This is a genomic window from Streptomyces sp. NA04227, from assembly GCF_013364195.1.
GTDB lineage: Bacteria > Actinomycetota > Actinomycetes > Streptomycetales > Streptomycetaceae > Streptomyces.
Genome location: NZ_CP054918.1, coordinates 2,322,633 through 2,339,198, shown reverse-complemented (window position 1 = coordinate 2,339,198; position 16,566 = coordinate 2,322,633). Strand labels below are relative to the sequence as shown.

Here is a 16,566-nt window from a genome sequence, read left to right as displayed (position 1 = left end):
GGGAGGGGGTGGCGATGTGTGGCCGCACTCCGGGGCGAGTCGCGTGGCGTCTGTCATCTCGTCCTGGAATGAGGTGAGTTGGGCCCGCCGAACATCGGCCTTTCGTGTGGTCATCTCTCCCGTTTGCGCCGGTTGTCGGCCTGTGGCAGCGGGTCTACGGTGTAAAGGACAGCGCACGTTCGCTCCGTTGCTGCCGGGCACGAACATGCCTTCCGCACTGTCCTGCGCCTGACCGTCCGACCGCGCCGCAATGTCGGCGAGCGCGCCACGAGCCGTGGCGGACCATCGCCTGATCCGGCACGGGCCAGGCGATGCGGAGGCACCGATGACCAGCGTGCTCGAACACGCCGCGCATGCCCTGCGCGGCGATTTCCAGGGGGAGTTGATCGGTCCCGACGCGACCGAATACGACCGGGCCCGGAGTGTGTGGAACGGCGCCATCGACCACCGTCCCGCCGTGGTGGCGCGCTGCACCGGATCCGAGGACGTGGCCGCCGCGCTGAACTTCGCCCGCGCCGAGGGCCTGAAGATCTCGGTGCGCGGCGGCAGCCACAGCTTCGCGGGCAACGCCGTCTGCCCCGACGGGCTCGTCGTGGACCTGTCCCCGCTGAACAAGGTCGAGGTCGACCCCGCGGAGCGGCTCGCCCGCTGCGGCGGTGGCGCGACGCTCGCCGAACTCGACGCGGCCACCCAGGCGCACGCACTCGCCGTCCCGTCCGGGACCATCAGCCACACCGGCGTCGGCGGACTGGCCCTCGGCGGCGGCTTCGGCTGGCTCACCCCGCAGTACGGGCTCACCGCGGACAATCTCCTCGCCGCCGAGGTGGTCCTCGCGGACGGCACCGTGGTCCGGGCCGCCGAGGGCGAGAACGCCGACCTGTTCTGGGCGCTGCGCGGCGGTGGCGGCAACTTCGGCGTGGTCACCACCTTCCTCTTCCGGCTGCACGAGGTGGGCCCCGAGGTCCAAGTCGGCCTGTTCTTCTGGGACATGGCGCAGAGCGACGAGGCGCTTGGGCTGATCGGCGAGACGGTGCCCGCGCTGCCCCGCAAGACCGGAGTGCTCGCCGGCATCGGCCTCAGCGCACCGCCCGAGGACTTCGTGCCGCCCGAGCACGTGGGCACCCTCGGCCAGGCCCTCATCGTCGCCGGGTTCGGCACCGCCGAGGAGCACGCCGAAGCCGTGGCCCCGCTCGCGAAGGGGCCGCCCACCCTGTTCCAGATGCGTACCCCGATGCCGTACACCGGGCTGCAGAGCATGCTCGACGACGCGGCGCCGTTCGGGATCCTCGCGTACGAGAAGTCGCTGCCGTTCACCGGTTTCGACGAGGACACGATCGCCCTGTTCGGCGACCAACTCCCGCGCAAGAGCTCACCGATGACGTTCTGCCCGACGTTCTATCTGAGTGGCGCCTTCACCGATGTCGCCGAGGACGCCACGGCGTTCGGCGGCGTCCGGGAGCCGACGTACATGGTGTCGATGGCGGCCGTCACCCCCGACCGCGACGAGCTCACCGCCGACACCGCATGGGTGCGCTCTTTGTGGACGGAGATGCTGCCGCACGCGGCGAATCCGGGCGGCTATGTGAACTTCATGGTCGAGTCCGAGGAGGACCGGATCCGTGCCGCGTACGGCGCGGCCAAGTACGAGCGTCTGGCCGCGATCAAGGCCAAGTACGACCCGCACAACGTCTTCAACCGCAACGCCAACATCCTGCCGGGCACGGCCTGAACCGCTGACCGCGCCCCCGATGTCGGCAGAACGCTCGCGTGCTGCCGGGGGAGGCCATAGACTCCTCGGCATGTTCCTTCTGTGTGCGTAGGCAAGAGCCGAGGCCGGTCCGTCCGATACGGACCCGCGCCTTGAGCGATGCCCGCACACTTTCGTGCCCGTCCGCCGGGCACCACATTCGTGAGGAACATTCCGATGTCTTCCGCGTCGAAGACCCCTGCCTTGAACTCCCTTGTCCACAAGGCCCCTTCGTACTCCGCGGTGCTCCGTCAGCCTGATGTGCCGCGGATCTTCCTCGCCGCGCTGACCGGCCGTTTCTCGTACGGCATCGTCTTCGTGGCGCTGACGGTCGCGCTCAGCCGGGCGACCGGCTCCTACGCCTGGGCAGGCCTGTCCATGGCCGCTTTCGGTCTCACCGCCTCCGCTCTGGGCCCGCTGCGCGCACGGTGGATCGACCGGCGCGGCCCGCGCCGGGTGCTCCCGGTCCTTGCCGTGGCGTATGCGGCCGTCCTCGTCGCGCTGACCGCCGCCACCTGGAGCCCGGGTGTCCCGCCTTCGGCGCTGCTGGCCCTGGCCCTGCTTGCCGGGGCCTGCGCACCGCCGCTCGGACCGGTGATGCGGGCGCTGTGGAGTGCGCTGCTGCCCGATCCTCAACTGCGGCAGCGCGCCTTCTCGTTGGACACCGTCGTCGAGGAACTTCTCTATGTCGCAGGGCCGTTGGTGGCGGGCCTGTGCATCACGTTCGGCAACCCGGCCTTCGGGGTGGGCATCAGCGCCGTCCTGGTGCTGGTGGGCAGCTTGGCGATGGCGGCCTCGCCCGTACTGAGCAAGGCCGCCGCTCCCGGTTCCGCCCGGGACCCGGACGCGGACGGGGGCGAGGAGCAGGCCGCCGAGGACGCGGCCGCCAGGGCGTCCCTCCGCCGCAAGGGCTGGCTTGTGCCCGCGGCGGTGGCTGGTGGGCTCGGAGCGTCGACGGGTGCGATGGGTCTGCTGGTGGTCGCCTTCGCCCACAGTCGTCACCATGTCGAGGCGGTGGCGTGGATCCAGGCCGCGATCGCCGTGGGCAGCGCGACGGGCGGGATGCTCTACGGCGCGAGGACCTGGCGCCTGTCCAGCGCGCAGCGTCTGCCCCTGCTGGCGATCGCGCTGGCGGTGGTGCTCGGCACGGCGGGGCTCGCCCCCAACCTGATCGTTCTCGCCGTCGCCGCGGGCTGTACGGGGATCTTCATCGCCCCGGTCCTGTCCACCGCCTATCTGTACGCGGACGAGTGCGCCACACCGGAAACCCGTACCCAGGTGGGTACCTGGGTCAACAGCGCCTTCAACGCGGGGTATGCGGTAGGGACCGCCGGGGCGGGACTGCTGCTCGGCGGGTGCCCGCTCTGGCTCTGCTTCGTCGCGGCGGCTCTGCCCACACTGGCCACGGCCGTCCTCGCGCTGACCGGACCACGGCGCGAGGGCGGCCCCAGCCCGGAGCCGTCAACGACCGCCGCGAAGAGCGGCGTTGTCGCGGCAGGCGGCGGGAGCTGACAACGAGTCCGCCCCCGCCGCCACTCACTCGGCGACGGGGGCGGTCAACTCCCGTTGGTAAAAGCCCGGTTGCTCCGGTACGGCGCCGTACTGCTCAAGAACTCAGGCGCTCAGGCGCCCAGGACCCCGGGCGGACACTCAGCCCAGCCCCAACTCCCGGCTGATCAGCATCCGCTGGACCTCACTGGTGCCCTCGCCGATCTCCAGGATCTTCGAGTCGCGCCACATACGGGCCACCGGGTACTCGTTCATGAAGCCGTAGCCACCGTGGATCTGGGTGGCCTCGCGGGCGTTGTCGACGGCGATCGTGGAGGAGTACAGCTTGGCCATCGCCGCCTCCTTCTTGAACGGCTCGCCCTGGACGAGGCGGGAGGCGGCGTCGCGCCAGGCGAGGCGGGCCGCGTAGGCCTTCATCTCCATGTCCGCGATCTTGAACTGCACGGCCTGGTACGAGCCGATGTGCTTGCCGAAGGCCTGCCGCTCCTTGGCGTACTTGACCGACTCGTCCACACAGCCCTGCGCGAGACCGGTGGCGAGCGCGGAGATGGCGATCCGGCCCTCGTCGAGGATGCGCAGGAACTGGGCGTAGCCCCGGCCCTGTTCGCCGACCAGGTTGGCGCGCGGCACCCGTACGTCCTGGAAGGAGAGTTCACGGGTGTCCGAGGAGTTCCAGCCGACCTTCGAGTACGGCGCGGCGACGGTGAACCCGGGGGTGCCCGAGGGCACCAGTATCGAGGAGATCAGCGGGCGGCCGTCGTCCTTGCGGCCGGTGACCGCGGTGACGGTGACCAGGCCGGTGATGTCGGTGCCCGAGTTGGTGATGAAGCACTTGGTGCCGTTGATCACCCACTCGTCGGTGTCCTCGTCGAGGACGGCGGTGGTCCGGGTGCCGCCGGAGTCCGAACCGGCCTCCGGCTCGGTCAGGCCGAAGCCGCCGAGCATCTCGCCGGAGCACAGCTTCGGCAGCCACTCGCGCTTCTGCTCCTCGGTGCCGAAGCGGAAGATCGGCATGGCGCCGAGGGAGACGCCCGCCTCCAGGGTGATGGCCACCGAGGAGTCGACCCGGGCGAGCTCCTCCAGGGCGAGGCCGAGCGCGAGGTAGTCGCCGCCCATGCCGCCGTACTCCTCGGGGAACGGCAGCCCGAACAGGCCCATCCGGCCCATCTCGCGGACGATCTCGTACGGGAACTCGTGCCGCTCGTAGAAGTCGCCGATCTTCGGGGCGACGACGTCGTGGGCGAAAGCCTCGACCGTACGCCGCAGTTCTTCGTGCTCGGCGGAGAGACGATGGTCGATCGACATGGCTTCAGGACTCCTTGTGGGAGAGTGCGCGGACGGTACGGGACGGACTCGGGCGGCCGAGCTGCTCGGCCATCCAGGTGCTGGTGGCGATGAGTTCGTCGAGGTCGACCCCGGTCTCCACGCCGAGGCCGTCGAGCATCCAGACCAGGTCCTCGGTGGCGAGGTTTCCGGTGGCGCTCTTGGCGTAGGGGCAGCCGCCGAGGCCGCCCGCGGAGGCGTCCACGGTCGTGACGCCGTGTTCCAGTGCGGTCAGGGTGTTGCTGAGCGCCTGCCCGTAGGTGTCGTGGAAGTGCACACCGAGCATGCCGGTGGGCACCCCTGCCTCGTTCAGGGCGGCGAGCAGGGCGCGGACATGACCGGGGGTGGCCACGCCGATGGTGTCGCCGAGGCTCAGTTCGTCGCAGCCCATGTCGAGCATCGCCCGGCAGACGCGGACCGTCTGGGCGATCGGCACCGGGCCCTCCCAGGGGTCGCCGAAGCACATCGACAGATAGCCGCGTACGTGCACGCCGTGCTCGGACTTGGCCTGGGCCACCACCGCCCGCTGGATGGCGAGCGTCTCGTCCACGGTCCGGTTCAGGTTGGCCCGGGCGAAGGACTCGGTGACGCTGGCGAACACGGCGATCCGCCGTACGCCGAGCGGCAGCGCGCGCTGCATGCCGCGCTCGTTGGGCACCAGTACCGGCAGGTTCACACCGAGGTCGGCGACCTCGGCGAACAGCCGCTCGGCGTCGGCGAGTTGGGGCACCCACTCGGGGTGGACGAAGCTCGTCGCCTCGATGGTGGTGAGCCCGGCCCCGGCGAGGCGCCGGATGAACTCGGCCTTCACCGCGGTCGGTACGACGTCCTTCTCGTTCTGCAGTCCGTCGCGCGCGCCGACCTCGTGGACACGGACGCGGGCGGGCAGGCCCTCGGCGGGAACGACCATGGGAAGTTCACGCACGCTGTTCGTCATGACACCGGCTCCTTCTCGTCCGGTACGGAGCCCCCCGCCTCCTGCTGTGCGGCTCCCTCGGTCGAGGGGTCGCTTTCGGCGCCTTCGGTGCTGTCCGGCTCGACCACGGCGAGCACCTGGTCCATGGCGACCGTGGTGCCCGGGCTGACGTCGAGTTCGGTGACGGTGCCCGCGTGGGGTGCGGAGACGACGTGTTCCATCTTCATGGCCTCGACCACGACCAGGCTCTGGCCCGCCTCGACCCGGTCGCCGACCGCGACCTTGACCACGGTGACGGTGCCCGGCATCGGCGCGGTCAGGGAGTCCGCGCCCGCGTGGGCGGCGCCGGTCAGCGAGGCGGCGACCGGGTCGTGGTCGCGGACCTGCCAGGAGTCTCCGTCCCGGCCGAGCCAGTCACCGGCGTGCGTGAAGTGGTGCTGGACGCCGTCCAGAGTGACGTGCACCCTGTCACCGTCCACCACGGCGCTGCCGCGCGCCACATGGGCCACCGGGTCCAGGCCCGGCACCCGCAGATGCCGGGTGACCGGGGCCGGGCTGCCGCCGAGCCGCCAGCCGTCGCCCGCCGCGTACGGGTCGATCCAGCCGTTCGCATCGGGCTCGGGCCGCCGCACGCGCACGGCCGCGGCCGCCTCGTACACCGCCTCCGGGACCTCCTGCGAGATCAGCGACTCGGCCTCCCGCTCGACCAGGCCGGTGTCCAACTCGCCCGCCACCACGGCCGGATGGGCGAGCAGGCGGCGCAGGAAACCGGCATTGGTCTGCACACCGAGGGTGACCGTACGGCCGAGCGCGGCGCGCAGCTTGCGCAGCGCGGTCGCCCGGTCCGGGCCGTACGCGATGACCTTGGAGAGCATCGGGTCGTAGAGGCTGGACACCTCGGTGCCCTCGCTGAGCCCCGAGTCGGTGCGGACGCCCTCGCCCTCGGGCTCGTCGAGCGCGAGCACGGTGCCGCCCGAGGGCAGAAAGCCGCGCGCCGGGTCCTCGGCACAGATCCGCGCCTCGACGGCGTGCCCGGTCAGCGTGATGTCGCCCTGTGCGTACGGGAGTTGCTCGCCCGCCGCGACCCGCAGCTGCCACTCGACCAGGTCGAGGCCGGTGATCAGCTCGGTGACCGGGTGCTCCACCTGGAGCCGGGTGTTCATCTCCATGAAGTAGTACGAGGACGGGTCGCCGCCCGGCACGATGAACTCCACGGTGCCCGCGCCCCGGTAGGCGCAGGAGCGCGCCGCCTGCACGGCGGCCTCGCCCATGGCGGCCCGGGTGTGCTCGTCGAGCAGGACCGAGGGCGCCTCCTCGATGATCTTCTGGTGGCGGCGCTGGAGCGAGCACTCGCGCTCGCCGAGGTGGACCACATTGCCGTGGCCGTCGGCGAGGACCTGGATCTCGATGTGCCGGGGCCGGTCGATCCAGCGCTCCACGAGCAGGGTGTCGTCGCCGAAGGAGGCCCGCGCCTCGCGCCGGGCGGCGGCGATCTCCTCGTCCAGCACGGCCGCGTCCCGCACCAGCCGCATGCCCTTGCCGCCACCGCCCGCGGACGGCTTCAGCAGGACCGGCATGCCGATCTCCCGTGCGGAGTCGGCGAGTTGGGCGTCGCTCAGACCGCTGCCGGAGGAACCGGGCACCACCGGGACGCCCGCCGCGCGGACCGTCTCCTTGGCGCGGATCTTGTCGCCCATCAGCGAGATCGCCTCGGCGGACGGCCCGATGAAGACCAGTCCCGCCTCCTCGCAGGCGCGGGCGAACTCCGCGTTCTCGGCGAGGAACCCGTACCCCGGGTGCACCGCCTGCGCCCCGCTGGTGCGGGCCGCGGCGAGGATCTTCTCCACGGACAGATAGCTCTCGGCGGCGGGCGCGGCACCGAGGCGCACCGCGGTGTCGGCCTCGCGGACGTGCCGGGCCTCGGCGTCCGCGTCGCTGAACACGGCCACCGAGCGCACCCCGAGCGCGCGCAGCGTCCGGATGACCCGTACGGCGATCTCGCCGCGGTTGGCCACGAGCACGGTGTCGAACATGGCGGTGGTCTCCCTCGTCACGGCACTCACATCCGGAAGACGCCGTAGTGCGGCGCCGCGGGGTCTTTTTCGGGCAGCGGGGCATTGGCGCAGGCGGTCAGCGCGAGGCCGAGCACCTGACGGGTCTCCAGCGGGTCGATGACGCCGTCGTCCCACAGCCGCGCGGTCGCGTAGTAGGCACTGCCCTGCGTCTCGTACTGCTGGCGGACCGGGGACTTGAAGCTCTCCTCGTCCTCGGCGGACCACGCTTCGCCGCGCGCCTCCAGCTGGTCGCGCTTGACGGTCGCGAGCACCGAGGCGGCCTGCTCGCCGCCCATCACGGAGATCTTCGCGCCGGGCCACATCCACATGAAGCGCGGAGAGTAGGCGCGGCCGCACATCGAGTAGTTGCCCGCGCCGTACGAGCCGCCGATGACCACCGTCAGCTTCGGCACCCGGGTGCAGGCCACGGCCGTCACCATCTTGGCGCCGTGCTTGGCGATACCGCCCGCCTCGTAGTCCCGGCCGACCATGAAGCCGGAGATGTTCTGCAGGAACACCAGCGGGATGCCGCGCTGGTCGCACAGCTCGATGAAGTGGGCGCCCTTCTGCGCCGACTCCGAGAACAGGATGCCGTTGTTGGCGACGATGCCCACCGGGTGCCCGTGGATGTGCGCGAAGCCGGTCACCAGGGTCTGCCCGTACTCCGCCTTGAACTCGGAGAACCGCGAACCGTCCACGACCCGGGCGATGGCCTCGCGCACGTCGTAGGGCGTACGGGAGTCCACCGGCACCGCGCCGTACAGGCCGCGCGGGTCCACCTTCGGCTCCTCAACCGGCCTTACGGTCCAGGGGAGTTCGCCGCGCGCGGGCATGGTGCCCACGATGTTGCGCACGATCCGCAGCGCGTGCGCGTCGTCCTCGGCGAGGTGGTCGGTGACACCGGAGACCCGCGAGTGGACCTCGCCGCCGCCCAGCTCCTCGGCCGTGACGACCTCGCCGGTGGCCGCCTTCACCAGCGGCGGGCCGCCCAGGAAGATGGTGCCCTGGCCGCGCACGATCACGGCCTCGTCGCTCATCGCGGGGACGTACGCGCCGCCCGCCGTGCAGGAGCCGAGTACCGCCGCGATCTGCGGGATGCCCGCGCCCGACATCCGGGCCTGGTTGTAGAAGATCCGCCCGAAGTGGTCACGGTCCGGGAAGACCTCGTCCTGCATCGGCAGGAAGGCGCCTCCGGAGTCGACCAGGTACAGGCAGGGGAGGCGGTTCTCCAGGGCCACTTCCTGGGCGCGCAGATGCTTCTTGACGGTCATCGGGTAGTACGTGCCGCCCTTGACCGTGGCGTCGTTGGCGACCACCAGGCACTCGCGGCCCGAGACCCGGCCGATGCCCGCGATCACCCCGGCCGCCGGGGCCCCGCCGCCGTACATGTCCTCGGCCGCCAGCGGCGCCAGCTCCAGGAACGGCGAGCCCTCGTCGAGGAGCGCGTCCACGCGCTCACGCGGCAGCAGCTTGCCCCGCGCCACGTGCCGGGCCCTGGCCCGTTCGCCGCCGCCCAGCCGGGCCGCGTTCAGGCGGGAGCGGAGCTCCTCGCCGAGTGCCTCGTGCGCCGCCTCATTGGCGCGCCAGGCCTCCGACGCCGGGTCGGCGGCGCTGCTCAGCACCGGTGCCTGCTGCATTGTTCGAGCCCCCTTGCTCGTGCCCGTCAAGGCCGGGCGGATCGCGTCCGGTCCTGTTAGTAGGCGTTAACTCCTTCGATCAGGTTAACGAACGCTAACCCGCGTGTCTACAATTACCCGCATGACCAGCAGAGCCGAGGCCCCGACCCGTCGCGAACAGATCCTCGGGGAAGCCGCCCGTCTCTTCGCCGAGCGCGGTTTCCACGGAGTCGGCGTCGACGAGATAGGAGCCGCGGTCGGCATCAGCGGCCCCGGCCTGTACCGGCATTTCGCGGGCAAGGACGCCATGCTCGCCGAGCTGCTCGTCGGCATCAGCGAGCGCCTCTTCCTCGGTGGCAGACGCCGCACCGAGGAGGCCGACGGCGACCCCGAGCGCGTACTGGACTCCCTGCTCGCGGGCCATATCGACTTCGCCCTCGACGACCGCGCCCTGATCACCATCCAGGACCGCGAACTCGACACGCTGCGCGACGCCGACCGCAAGCGGGTCCGCCAGCTGCAGCGGCAGTACGTGGAGCTGTGGGTGCAGGCCGTACGCGCGGTGTACGCGGACCTCGACGAGACCGACGCCCGCGCCGCCGTGCACGCCGTCTTCGGCCTGCTGAACTCCACCCCGCACCTGGCCCGCCCCGGCTCGCTGCCGGGCCGCGACGCCACCGCCGAACTGCTGCACCGGCTGGCCCGGGGGGCCTTCGCGGCGGCGGTGCGGCGGGTGGGGTGAAGTGATCGGCGTGAAGTGATCGGGCTGAGGCTGTCGGGGTGAGGTGGCCTCCGGCGGCCGCCCTCGTACGCCTGTGACAGTGCCCCGGCCCCTTTGCGGGACCGGGGCACTCTCACGCGCCGGGTTCCTCGTGCAGGCGCAGGCCCGCCAGGACGTTGTCGAAGACCGGCTTGTACTCGTCCCACTGCAGGGCCGGCGCCGAGAGGTAGACCGTGTACTCGGTGCCGCCCGGCTTGCCGAAGCCCAGGTCGACGGCGCGGAAGCCGCGCGCGCGGCCCTCGAAGGTGAACTCCCAGATGGCGGCGGGCAGTTCGCGGAAGGTCGTGCCCTGCATACGGAGCTGCTTGTACCCCGGCAGCTTGCCCTCGGCGATCGACTTGCGCTCGTCGTCCTTCCAGTGCTGGAGCGGGTCGGAGCTGGCGAAGTCCAGGGCGCCGATCTGCAGCCGGACCAGACCGCCGGGGTCGATGAAGCCGGTCGAACCGTCCTCCAGGACCTTGCGGGTCCAGCCGTCCGGCACCGGCAGCGAGAGCCCGGCGCCCTCCTCGCTCACCAGCTGGTATCCGGCGGGCACCGGCGGCGGCTCCTCGACCGGGCCGGTGGGTTCGGCCGTCGTCGGCGAGGCGGAACCGTCCGGCTTCTTGGAGGTGGACGGCGGCGAACTCGCGGGAGCGGGCGACGAGTTGCCGGGAGCGGGATCCTTGGCCGCCTGCCCCTCCGTACCGTCGTCGCGCATGACGAGGACCGCGGCGCCCGCCGCTCCGGCGAGGACCACCACCACGGCGACGGCGGCGAGGGCCACCCGCATCCGTCGTGAACGCTGCGTGCGCCCGCCCACGGTGCCGCTCTTGCGACCGGCGGCCGCGCCCCGGCCCACCGCCGGACCGCTCCCGGCGCCGCCCTGGCCGCCGAGGTCCGGCAGGGTGCTGCCGCGACGGCTGCTGTCGTCCTCGGCGCCGTTCCAGTAGCCGCCGTCTCGCTGCGGCACGGACCGGTGCGCACCGCCGGAGGCGTCCGCCGCGAATCCGGCACCGTCCCCCGCGGCACACGCGCGCAGCCCGGCCTCCACCGTCTCGGCGGACGGCCGCGACTGCGGCTCCTTGGCGAGGAGTTGCTCGATCAGCGGGGTCAGCGGACCCGCGGCGTACGGGGCCGGAACCGGGTCGGAGGCGATCGCGTACACGGCCTCCAGGACCGTGTTCCTGCGGAACGGCGGCTGCCCCTCGACCGCCTCGAACAGCATCGCGCCCAGCGCCCACAGATCCGAGGCGGGCCCGGGCGTCTCGCCCTTGACCCGTTCCGGGGAAAGGTAGTTGAGCGAACCGACGATCTCGCCGGTACGGGTCAGCGTCGGCGCCCCGGAGGACACCGCGATGCCGAAGTCGGTCAGGACCACCCGCCCGCCGTCGCCGAGCAGCACATTGCCCGGCTTGACGTCACGGTGCAGCACCCCGGCGGCGTGCGCGGCCCGCAGCGCCTCGGCCGTCCGGTGCCCGATCCGCGCCGCCTCCTGCGGCGACAGCGTCCCGTTCTCCTTCAGTACGTCGCCCAGGGTGCGCGAGGGCACGTACTCCATGACGATGCAGGGCAGCCCGCCGTCGTCGACCACGTCGTGCACCACGATCACGTTCGGATGCGCGATCCGCGCCGCGCTGCGCGCCTCCCGCCGTGTCCGCTCGTACAGCCGCTCCCGCTCGCCGTCCGAGAGATGCGGCGGTACGTGCAGCTTCTTCAGCGCGACATCGCGCCCCAACAGCTCGTCCCCCGCACGCCATACGGTTCCCATGCCCCCGGCGCCGATCCGCTCGAGAAGCCGGTAACGCCCCGCGACCAGCCGCCCCGCTTCGGGCCCCGCGTCCGCGCCCGCACTGTTCCGCACCCCTGGACCCCTCTGTCCCCCAACTGCGACCGCCACGACCGCCCCCGGTCCCGCCGTCATGGCCTCGTCACGATAGCGGCGTTGGGCGCGGAGCCTTGCATCGGGACGAGGTGGTGCAGGAGGGGTGCCCGGGTGGTGACTTCCTTGTGGGGGTGGGGTGTTGGGGGAGGCGGTGGGATCGGGTGCAAGGGAATGACGATGGCAGGATGGCGGCGGAAGCCCTGAGCCGAGGGGCTCAGAGCTTCCGCCGCCCGAGTGTCAGGAGATCGCTGAGCGGCGCGGTGTGGGGCACTCCTCGTCAAAGATGTCGGCGGAGGTGCTGGCCTGCATGCTTCGCTCGAACCAGGTTCCCAGCACAGCGAGGTCCCAGCAGTTGTGGAGGCGTTCCCACTCCGCTGGGGTGGGTTCGATTTCGCTGAACTCGAGGACCTTCTTGATGTAGTACTCCATGCAGCCGGCGGCTCGCTTGCGCTGTGACGTGGGGGACTGGAAGAAGGAGAGGTCGATGGGCTGCTTCTCCGCTTCCTTGGCGGACTTGGCGGACGTCGCCTGTTCGTTGTCGCTCACGAGAGCCCCTCGGCGGAGGACTGTTCGGCGGTCGGCTCTTCGTCCGGGGCCATGGCCGCGTCGGCTGGTTCGGCTGTCGTGAAGAGGTCGGCCGGGGCGCCGGCGGTCAAGGCGCGGTCGAACCAGGTGTCGAGTTGTTGGAGGTCCTCGCAGGCGGTGATGCGTTCGCGGTCCGCGTCGGTGAGGAGGATGCCGCGCCGGTCGAAGACCTTGAAGATGTGCTCCTTGCTTGCCGCCGCGCGGCCTTGCACCGTGCCCTCTGCTTTGCCCTCCGCTTTGCCCTCTGCTTTGCCCTTCACATGTCCTTCGGCCCGCAACCGGTTCGAAGTAGGTGACCGGAAGAAGGAGAGGTCGACGACCATAAGGTGCTCCCAGATCTTTCCTGCTCGGCTGTCTTTGCCGAGGCCGAGTTCGGTGAGTTCGGCGAAGGTGCTCTTGGTGTCCTCGTCCTCCTTTGCCAGGGCGGAGGACAGTGGTTCGAGTATGACAGCGGGCTCCGGGCTATTGGCGTGGGCGATGGCGGCGAGCACCGCGAGGGGTGATGTCCTCGGCCGCCTTGGCCACGTCGGTGATCAGGGGCATGTTCTGCGGGCCGATGACCAGTGGCTGAACCTTCAGCGTGGCCCACTGCGGGGGACCCAGGGAGAAGGGCCCCCGGGCCCAGTCGGCCGTGCGCCGGTCCTGGCAGACGACCAGCAGGGTGGCTTCGGCGCTTTCGTACTTCGCCTGGGTGTAGGCCAGGTAGTAGGCCCAACTCCGGGGTTTCTTAATGTCCTTGCGTCGCTGTGCCTCGACCAGGAGCAGGAGTTCTCTGCCCTCGCTGGTCGTGAACCGGATGAGAGTGTCCGTGCGCCGCTCGACGGGCCTGATCTCCGTCAGGTCGGGGGAGATGACTACCGCGTCGGCGAACTCCCCGAACTCCAGGCCGAAGCGGCGGAAGGTCCGGGCGAAGACGTTCGGGTCCTCCTGGAAGACCCGATGCATCGCCTCATGGGATGAAGTGACCATGGACAGGACGCTACGGAGGGTCAGGTTCTGCGATCACAGCTTTTCGCTTCGGTTCACCCGAATGGCCCAATGTTGAATGTTTAACACCAGCTCAGGGGGCGTCCCTTCCTGCGTTCGAGTGGTGGCGGCCCAGATCCTGACGGCCCTTCGGTGGACACGCTCCGTGGCATGGCCCCGCCGCCGATGAGTTCCGTGACCGGCGCGGGTCTACCGGACGTGGATGAGAGGGCAGTGGAGGCGAGGGCATCGACAGCGGACGCACTGGTCCTGCGGGGCGAGATCGGCCGGGGCGAACTGGCGCGCTTGTGCGGGGAGGTGGAGGCGCGGCTCGGTGACATGCGGGCCGGGCCCGGCGGGACGGCGCGGGCCCGCGACGGGACGGACGAGGCGGTGGCTCCGGGCGCCCCGCCCGTGATCGTCTGCGACGTGGTCCACCTCGACGCCTCCGGTTTCGGCGCCGTCGAGGTACTGGCCCGGCTGCAGCTCACGGCGCGCCGGGCCGGGGGGCGGATCGGCCTGCGCGGACCCGCCCCCGGGCTGCGGACGCTACTGGGTCTCGCCGGTCTGCTCGGTACTCCCGGCTTCACCTTCGAGCCGCTCGGGGACCCCGAAGAGCGGGAACCACCTGGCGGTGTCCAGGAAGGAGTTGAGCCCGGTGATCCTGCCCTCTGAGATCTCCAGGACCTGAAGGGCCCAGGGCTCGAAGCCGTCGCCGTTCTCGGCCCTGCGGTACTGGGCGAAGGCGGGCATGCCGTTGGCGACCGTGGGCACCAGGCGCGAGCCGCGGCAGCCGGAGCCGGTGCCGAGCATCCAGGCCTCGATCTCGGCCTGGCCGACCAGCCACAGGTCGAACGGGGGCATGGACAGGACCGCGTCCTCGTGCAGCAGGGCGGCAAGTTCCTTCATGTCGTAGCCCTCGAAGGCGCGGACGTACCGGTCGAGGAGCTTGCGCTGCTCCTCGTCCATCTCGTTCACCGGGTCGCTGGCCTTGACCTCGGTCGCCGCCAGGGTCGAACGGGCGCGCTGGAGAGCGCTGTTGACCGAGGCGACCGAGGTCTCCAGGAGTTCGGCGCACTCGCTGGCCTTCCAGGCCAGCACCTCGCGCAGGATGAGCACGGCGCGCTGCTTGGGCGGCAGGTGCTGGAGGGCGGCCACGAAGGCGAGGCGTACCGACTCGCGGGCCACCGCCGTCTCGGCGGGGTCCGCGCCGCCCGGCAGGACGCGGCCGTCGGGCACCGGCTCCAGCCAGGTCGGCTCGGCGCGTTCCTGGAGGACCGCGGTGGCGGCCGTCCCGGGCTGGGTCAGGTCCATCGGCCGTGCCCTCCGGTTGCCCGCGTTGAGCAGGTCGAGGCAGACGTTGGTGGCGATCCGGTACAGCCAGGAGCGCAGCGAGGAGCGGCCCTCGAAGCGGTCGTGGCTGCGCCAGGCGCGCACCATCGTCTCCTGTACCGCGTCCTCGGCCTCGAAGGAGGAGCCCAGCATCCGGTAGCAGTAGCCCGTCAGCTCGACCCGGTACTCCTCGAGCCGTTGGTCGAGATCGGTTGTCGCCGTGTCCGTCATCACTCACACCCCCGGAGGCTCGGCCGGCGCCCCGGACGGCGGCGGCACTCACGGAAGTTACCGGACGGCACTGACAATGCGACCCGAGTGGGGAAATCCGCCCGTGAAGAGCTCCCTGCCCCGATACTGGCGCGGCCCGACCGCCGGGGCGAACGCGCGGTACGGATGGTCAGGCAGGCCGTACGGACGGTGAGTACGGGAGCGTGCGTACGGGAGCCGGGGCGGCGGGAGAGTCCGCCGCCCCGGCCGAGGCGCCGAGCCCCGGGCGTGCGTGGGTCAGGCGCGCGCCGCCCTGAGCTGCTGTGCGCGGGCGGCGCGGGTGCCGAGTGCCGTGATGGCGACCACGCCGAGCACCGCGAGCAGGCCCAGGCAGACGGTTCCCGCCCAGCCGTCGGACCGGTAGGCGATCGCCCCGAGCGTGCTGCCCGCGCTGGAGCCGATGTAGTACGCGGAGGTGTACAGCGCCGAGGCCTGCGCGCGCCCCTCGGTGGCCGTCCGGCTCACCGCCGAGGAGGCCACCGCGTGTCCGGTGAAGAAGCCCGCGGTGATCAGGACCAGGCCGAGCAGGACCAGCGGCAGTGAGCCCGCGAGCGTCAGGAGCAGTCCGGTGGCCGCGGTGGTTCCGCCCAGGTACAGGGCGCCGCGCCTGCCGAGCCGGGCCACCATCCGTCCGGCGGTGGCCGAGGTGCCCGTACCGACCAGGTAGATGAGGAACACCGAGCCGACCACGCCCTGCGGCAGTGAGAACGGTGCCTCGCTGAGCCGGTACCCGATCACGGTGTAGCTCGCGCCGAACACCGCCATGAACAGCGCCCCGATCGCGTAGAGGCGCCGCAGCAGCGGGTTGGCGAGGTGGCCGCGTACGGTGCGGGCCAGCGAGCGCGGGTCGAGCGGGGCGGGCCTGAAGTGCCGGGGCGCGGGGAGCAGCGCGCGGAAGGCGAGGGCGCAGACCACGGCGAGCAGTCCGATCACCGCGAGCGCCGCGCGCCAGCCCCACAGTTGCGCGCTCCAGCCGCCGACGACCCGGCCGCTCATGCCGCCGATGCTGTTGCCCGCGACGAACAGGCCGATCGCGGCGACTAGGGCGCGCGGCCGTACCTCCTCGGCGAGAAAGGCCATGGCGGTGGCGGGCAGCCCGGCGAGGGCGGCGCCCTGCACGGCGCGCAGTGCCACCAGTACGGGGAGATTCGGCGCGAAGGGCACCAGCAGGCCCACCGCGACCGCGACCACGAGCGACACGGTCATCAGCGTGCGCCGTCCGTAGCGTTCGGAGAGCGCGCTGAGCGGCAGCACGCACAGGGCCAGGGCGCCGGTCGCGGCCGAGACGGACCAGCTCGCCGCGCTCTCGGTGACGCCGAACTCGGCGGAGATCAGCGGCAGTAGGGCCTGGGTGGAGTAGAGCAGTGCGAAGGTCGCGACGCCCGCGAGGAACAGGGCGAAGCTCATCCTGCGGTAGCCGGCGTCGCCGGGCGCGAGCCGGGTGTCGGGCCCCTGCGGCCGGTCGGCCTGTCCGTGGGCGGGCGACGGGTCGGGGACGGTGGCGGGGGCGAGGGCGTCCGGTCCGCTGCCGGACGCCTGGCTACTGGCAGGCTTCATGCCCCCGAACCTAGGAGAGCCGCCGCTCATGCGTCCAATGCATGGAATC

13 protein-coding genes and 1 pseudogene are annotated in these 16,566 nt (G+C 71.6%); 4 read left to right on the top strand and 10 right to left on the bottom strand.

Annotation, left to right across the window (positions count from 1 at the left end):
- Positions 1–325 precede the first annotated feature (325 nt).
- On the top strand, positions 326–1,729 hold the full coding sequence (locus HUT18_RS09725) for an FAD-binding oxidoreductase (protein ID WP_176099599.1): 1,404 nt from the start codon (positions 326–328) through the stop codon (positions 1,727–1,729).
- Between the two features lie 195 nt (positions 1,730–1,924).
- Positions 1,925–3,259, top strand: a complete 1,335-nt coding sequence (locus HUT18_RS09720) for an MFS transporter (protein ID WP_176099597.1) — start codon at positions 1,925–1,927, stop codon at positions 3,257–3,259.
- Positions 3,260–3,397: 138 nt separating this feature from the next.
- On the opposite strand, the gene HUT18_RS09715 is transcribed toward HUT18_RS09720, so the two are convergent.
- Genes HUT18_RS09715 through HUT18_RS09700 form a run of 4 tightly spaced genes read right to left on the bottom strand, consistent with a single transcriptional unit; the run spans position 3,398 to position 9,186 of the window.
- On the bottom strand, positions 3,398–4,561 hold the full coding sequence (locus HUT18_RS09715) for an acyl-CoA dehydrogenase family protein (RefSeq protein WP_176099595.1): 1,164 nt from the start codon (positions 4,559–4,561) through the stop codon (positions 3,398–3,400).
- Positions 4,562–4,565: 4 nt separating this feature from the next.
- Positions 4,566–5,516, bottom strand: a complete 951-nt coding sequence (locus HUT18_RS09710) for a hydroxymethylglutaryl-CoA lyase (protein WP_176099593.1) — start codon at positions 5,514–5,516, stop codon at positions 4,566–4,568.
- Entirely contained in the window at positions 5,513–7,528 is a 2,016-nt protein-coding gene (locus HUT18_RS09705) for an acetyl/propionyl/methylcrotonyl-CoA carboxylase subunit alpha (protein ID WP_176104399.1), read from the bottom strand. Before HUT18_RS09705 ends, HUT18_RS09710 begins: the two co-directional genes overlap by 4 nt.
- Before the next feature lie 26 nt (positions 7,529–7,554).
- Positions 7,555–9,186, bottom strand: coding sequence for a carboxyl transferase domain-containing protein (locus tag HUT18_RS09700; protein ID WP_176099592.1), 1,632 nt, complete (start codon positions 9,184–9,186; stop codon positions 7,555–7,557).
- A gap of 121 nt (positions 9,187–9,307) precedes the next feature.
- Here HUT18_RS09700 and HUT18_RS09695 point away from each other — a divergent pair, with 121 nt between their 5' ends.
- Positions 9,308–9,907: a TetR/AcrR family transcriptional regulator gene (locus HUT18_RS09695; RefSeq protein WP_176099590.1), complete on the top strand. Its 600-nt coding sequence runs from the start codon at positions 9,308–9,310 to the stop codon at positions 9,905–9,907.
- A 112-nt stretch (positions 9,908–10,019) separates the two neighbouring features.
- Here HUT18_RS09695 and HUT18_RS09690 read toward each other — a convergent pair whose 3' ends face one another.
- From HUT18_RS09690 to HUT18_RS09675, 4 genes are all read right to left on the bottom strand, one after another.
- Positions 10,020–11,786, bottom strand: a complete 1,767-nt coding sequence (locus HUT18_RS09690; RefSeq protein WP_254878506.1) for a serine/threonine-protein kinase — start codon at positions 11,784–11,786, stop codon at positions 10,020–10,022.
- A 258-nt stretch (positions 11,787–12,044) separates the two neighbouring features.
- Positions 12,045–12,353 (bottom strand): hypothetical protein, encoded by a 309-nt coding sequence (locus HUT18_RS09685; protein ID WP_176099587.1) that lies wholly within the window; start codon positions 12,351–12,353, stop codon positions 12,045–12,047.
- Positions 12,350–12,883 (bottom strand): hypothetical protein, encoded by a 534-nt coding sequence (locus tag HUT18_RS09680; protein WP_176099585.1) that lies wholly within the window; start codon positions 12,881–12,883, stop codon positions 12,350–12,352. Before HUT18_RS09680 ends, HUT18_RS09685 begins: the two co-directional genes overlap by 4 nt.
- Positions 12,855–13,361, bottom strand: coding sequence for a hypothetical protein (locus HUT18_RS09675; protein ID WP_176099583.1), 507 nt, complete (start codon positions 13,359–13,361; stop codon positions 12,855–12,857). The genes HUT18_RS09680 and HUT18_RS09675 overlap by 29 nt, the downstream gene beginning before the upstream one ends.
- Positions 13,362–13,529: 168 nt before the next feature.
- Here HUT18_RS09675 and HUT18_RS09670 point away from each other — a divergent pair.
- Positions 13,530–13,868: pseudogene (locus HUT18_RS09670) on the top strand (hypothetical protein); the annotation flags it as partial.
- A gap of 39 nt (positions 13,869–13,907) precedes the next feature.
- Here the strand turns inward: HUT18_RS09670 and HUT18_RS09665 are convergent.
- Positions 13,908–14,921: a sigma-70 family RNA polymerase sigma factor gene (locus HUT18_RS09665; protein WP_176099581.1), complete on the bottom strand. Its 1,014-nt coding sequence runs from the start codon at positions 14,919–14,921 to the stop codon at positions 13,908–13,910.
- Between the two features lie 276 nt (positions 14,922–15,197).
- Positions 15,198–16,517: an MFS transporter gene (locus HUT18_RS09660; protein ID WP_176099579.1), complete on the bottom strand. Its 1,320-nt coding sequence runs from the start codon at positions 16,515–16,517 to the stop codon at positions 15,198–15,200.
- Positions 16,518–16,566: the final 49 nt, after the last annotated feature.

Bases quoted from the DNA above. Each gene is read 5' to 3' on its own strand.
- HUT18_RS09700 (WP_176099592.1), bottom strand. From the start codon at position 9,186: ATGCAGCAGGCACCGGTGCTGAGCAGCGCCGCCGACCCGGCGTCGGAG.
- HUT18_RS09675 (WP_176099583.1), bottom strand. From the start codon at position 13,361: ATGGTCACTTCATCCCATGAGGCGATGCATCGGGTCTTCCAGGAGGAC.
- HUT18_RS09715 (WP_176099595.1), bottom strand. From the start codon at position 4,561: ATGTCGATCGACCATCGTCTCTCCGCCGAGCACGAAGAACTGCGGCGT.
- HUT18_RS09725 (WP_176099599.1), top strand. From the start codon at position 326: ATGACCAGCGTGCTCGAACACGCCGCGCATGCCCTGCGCGGCGATTTC.
- HUT18_RS09705 (WP_176104399.1), bottom strand. From the start codon at position 7,528: ATGTTCGACACCGTGCTCGTGGCCAACCGCGGCGAGATCGCCGTACGG.
- HUT18_RS09660 (WP_176099579.1), bottom strand. From the start codon at position 16,517: ATGAAGCCTGCCAGTAGCCAGGCGTCCGGCAGCGGACCGGACGCCCTC.
- HUT18_RS09720 (WP_176099597.1), top strand. From the start codon at position 1,925: ATGTCTTCCGCGTCGAAGACCCCTGCCTTGAACTCCCTTGTCCACAAG.
- HUT18_RS09695 (WP_176099590.1), top strand. From the start codon at position 9,308: ATGACCAGCAGAGCCGAGGCCCCGACCCGTCGCGAACAGATCCTCGGG.
- HUT18_RS09665 (WP_176099581.1), bottom strand. From the start codon at position 14,921: ATGACGGACACGGCGACAACCGATCTCGACCAACGGCTCGAGGAGTAC.
- HUT18_RS09710 (WP_176099593.1), bottom strand. From the start codon at position 5,516: ATGACGAACAGCGTGCGTGAACTTCCCATGGTCGTTCCCGCCGAGGGC.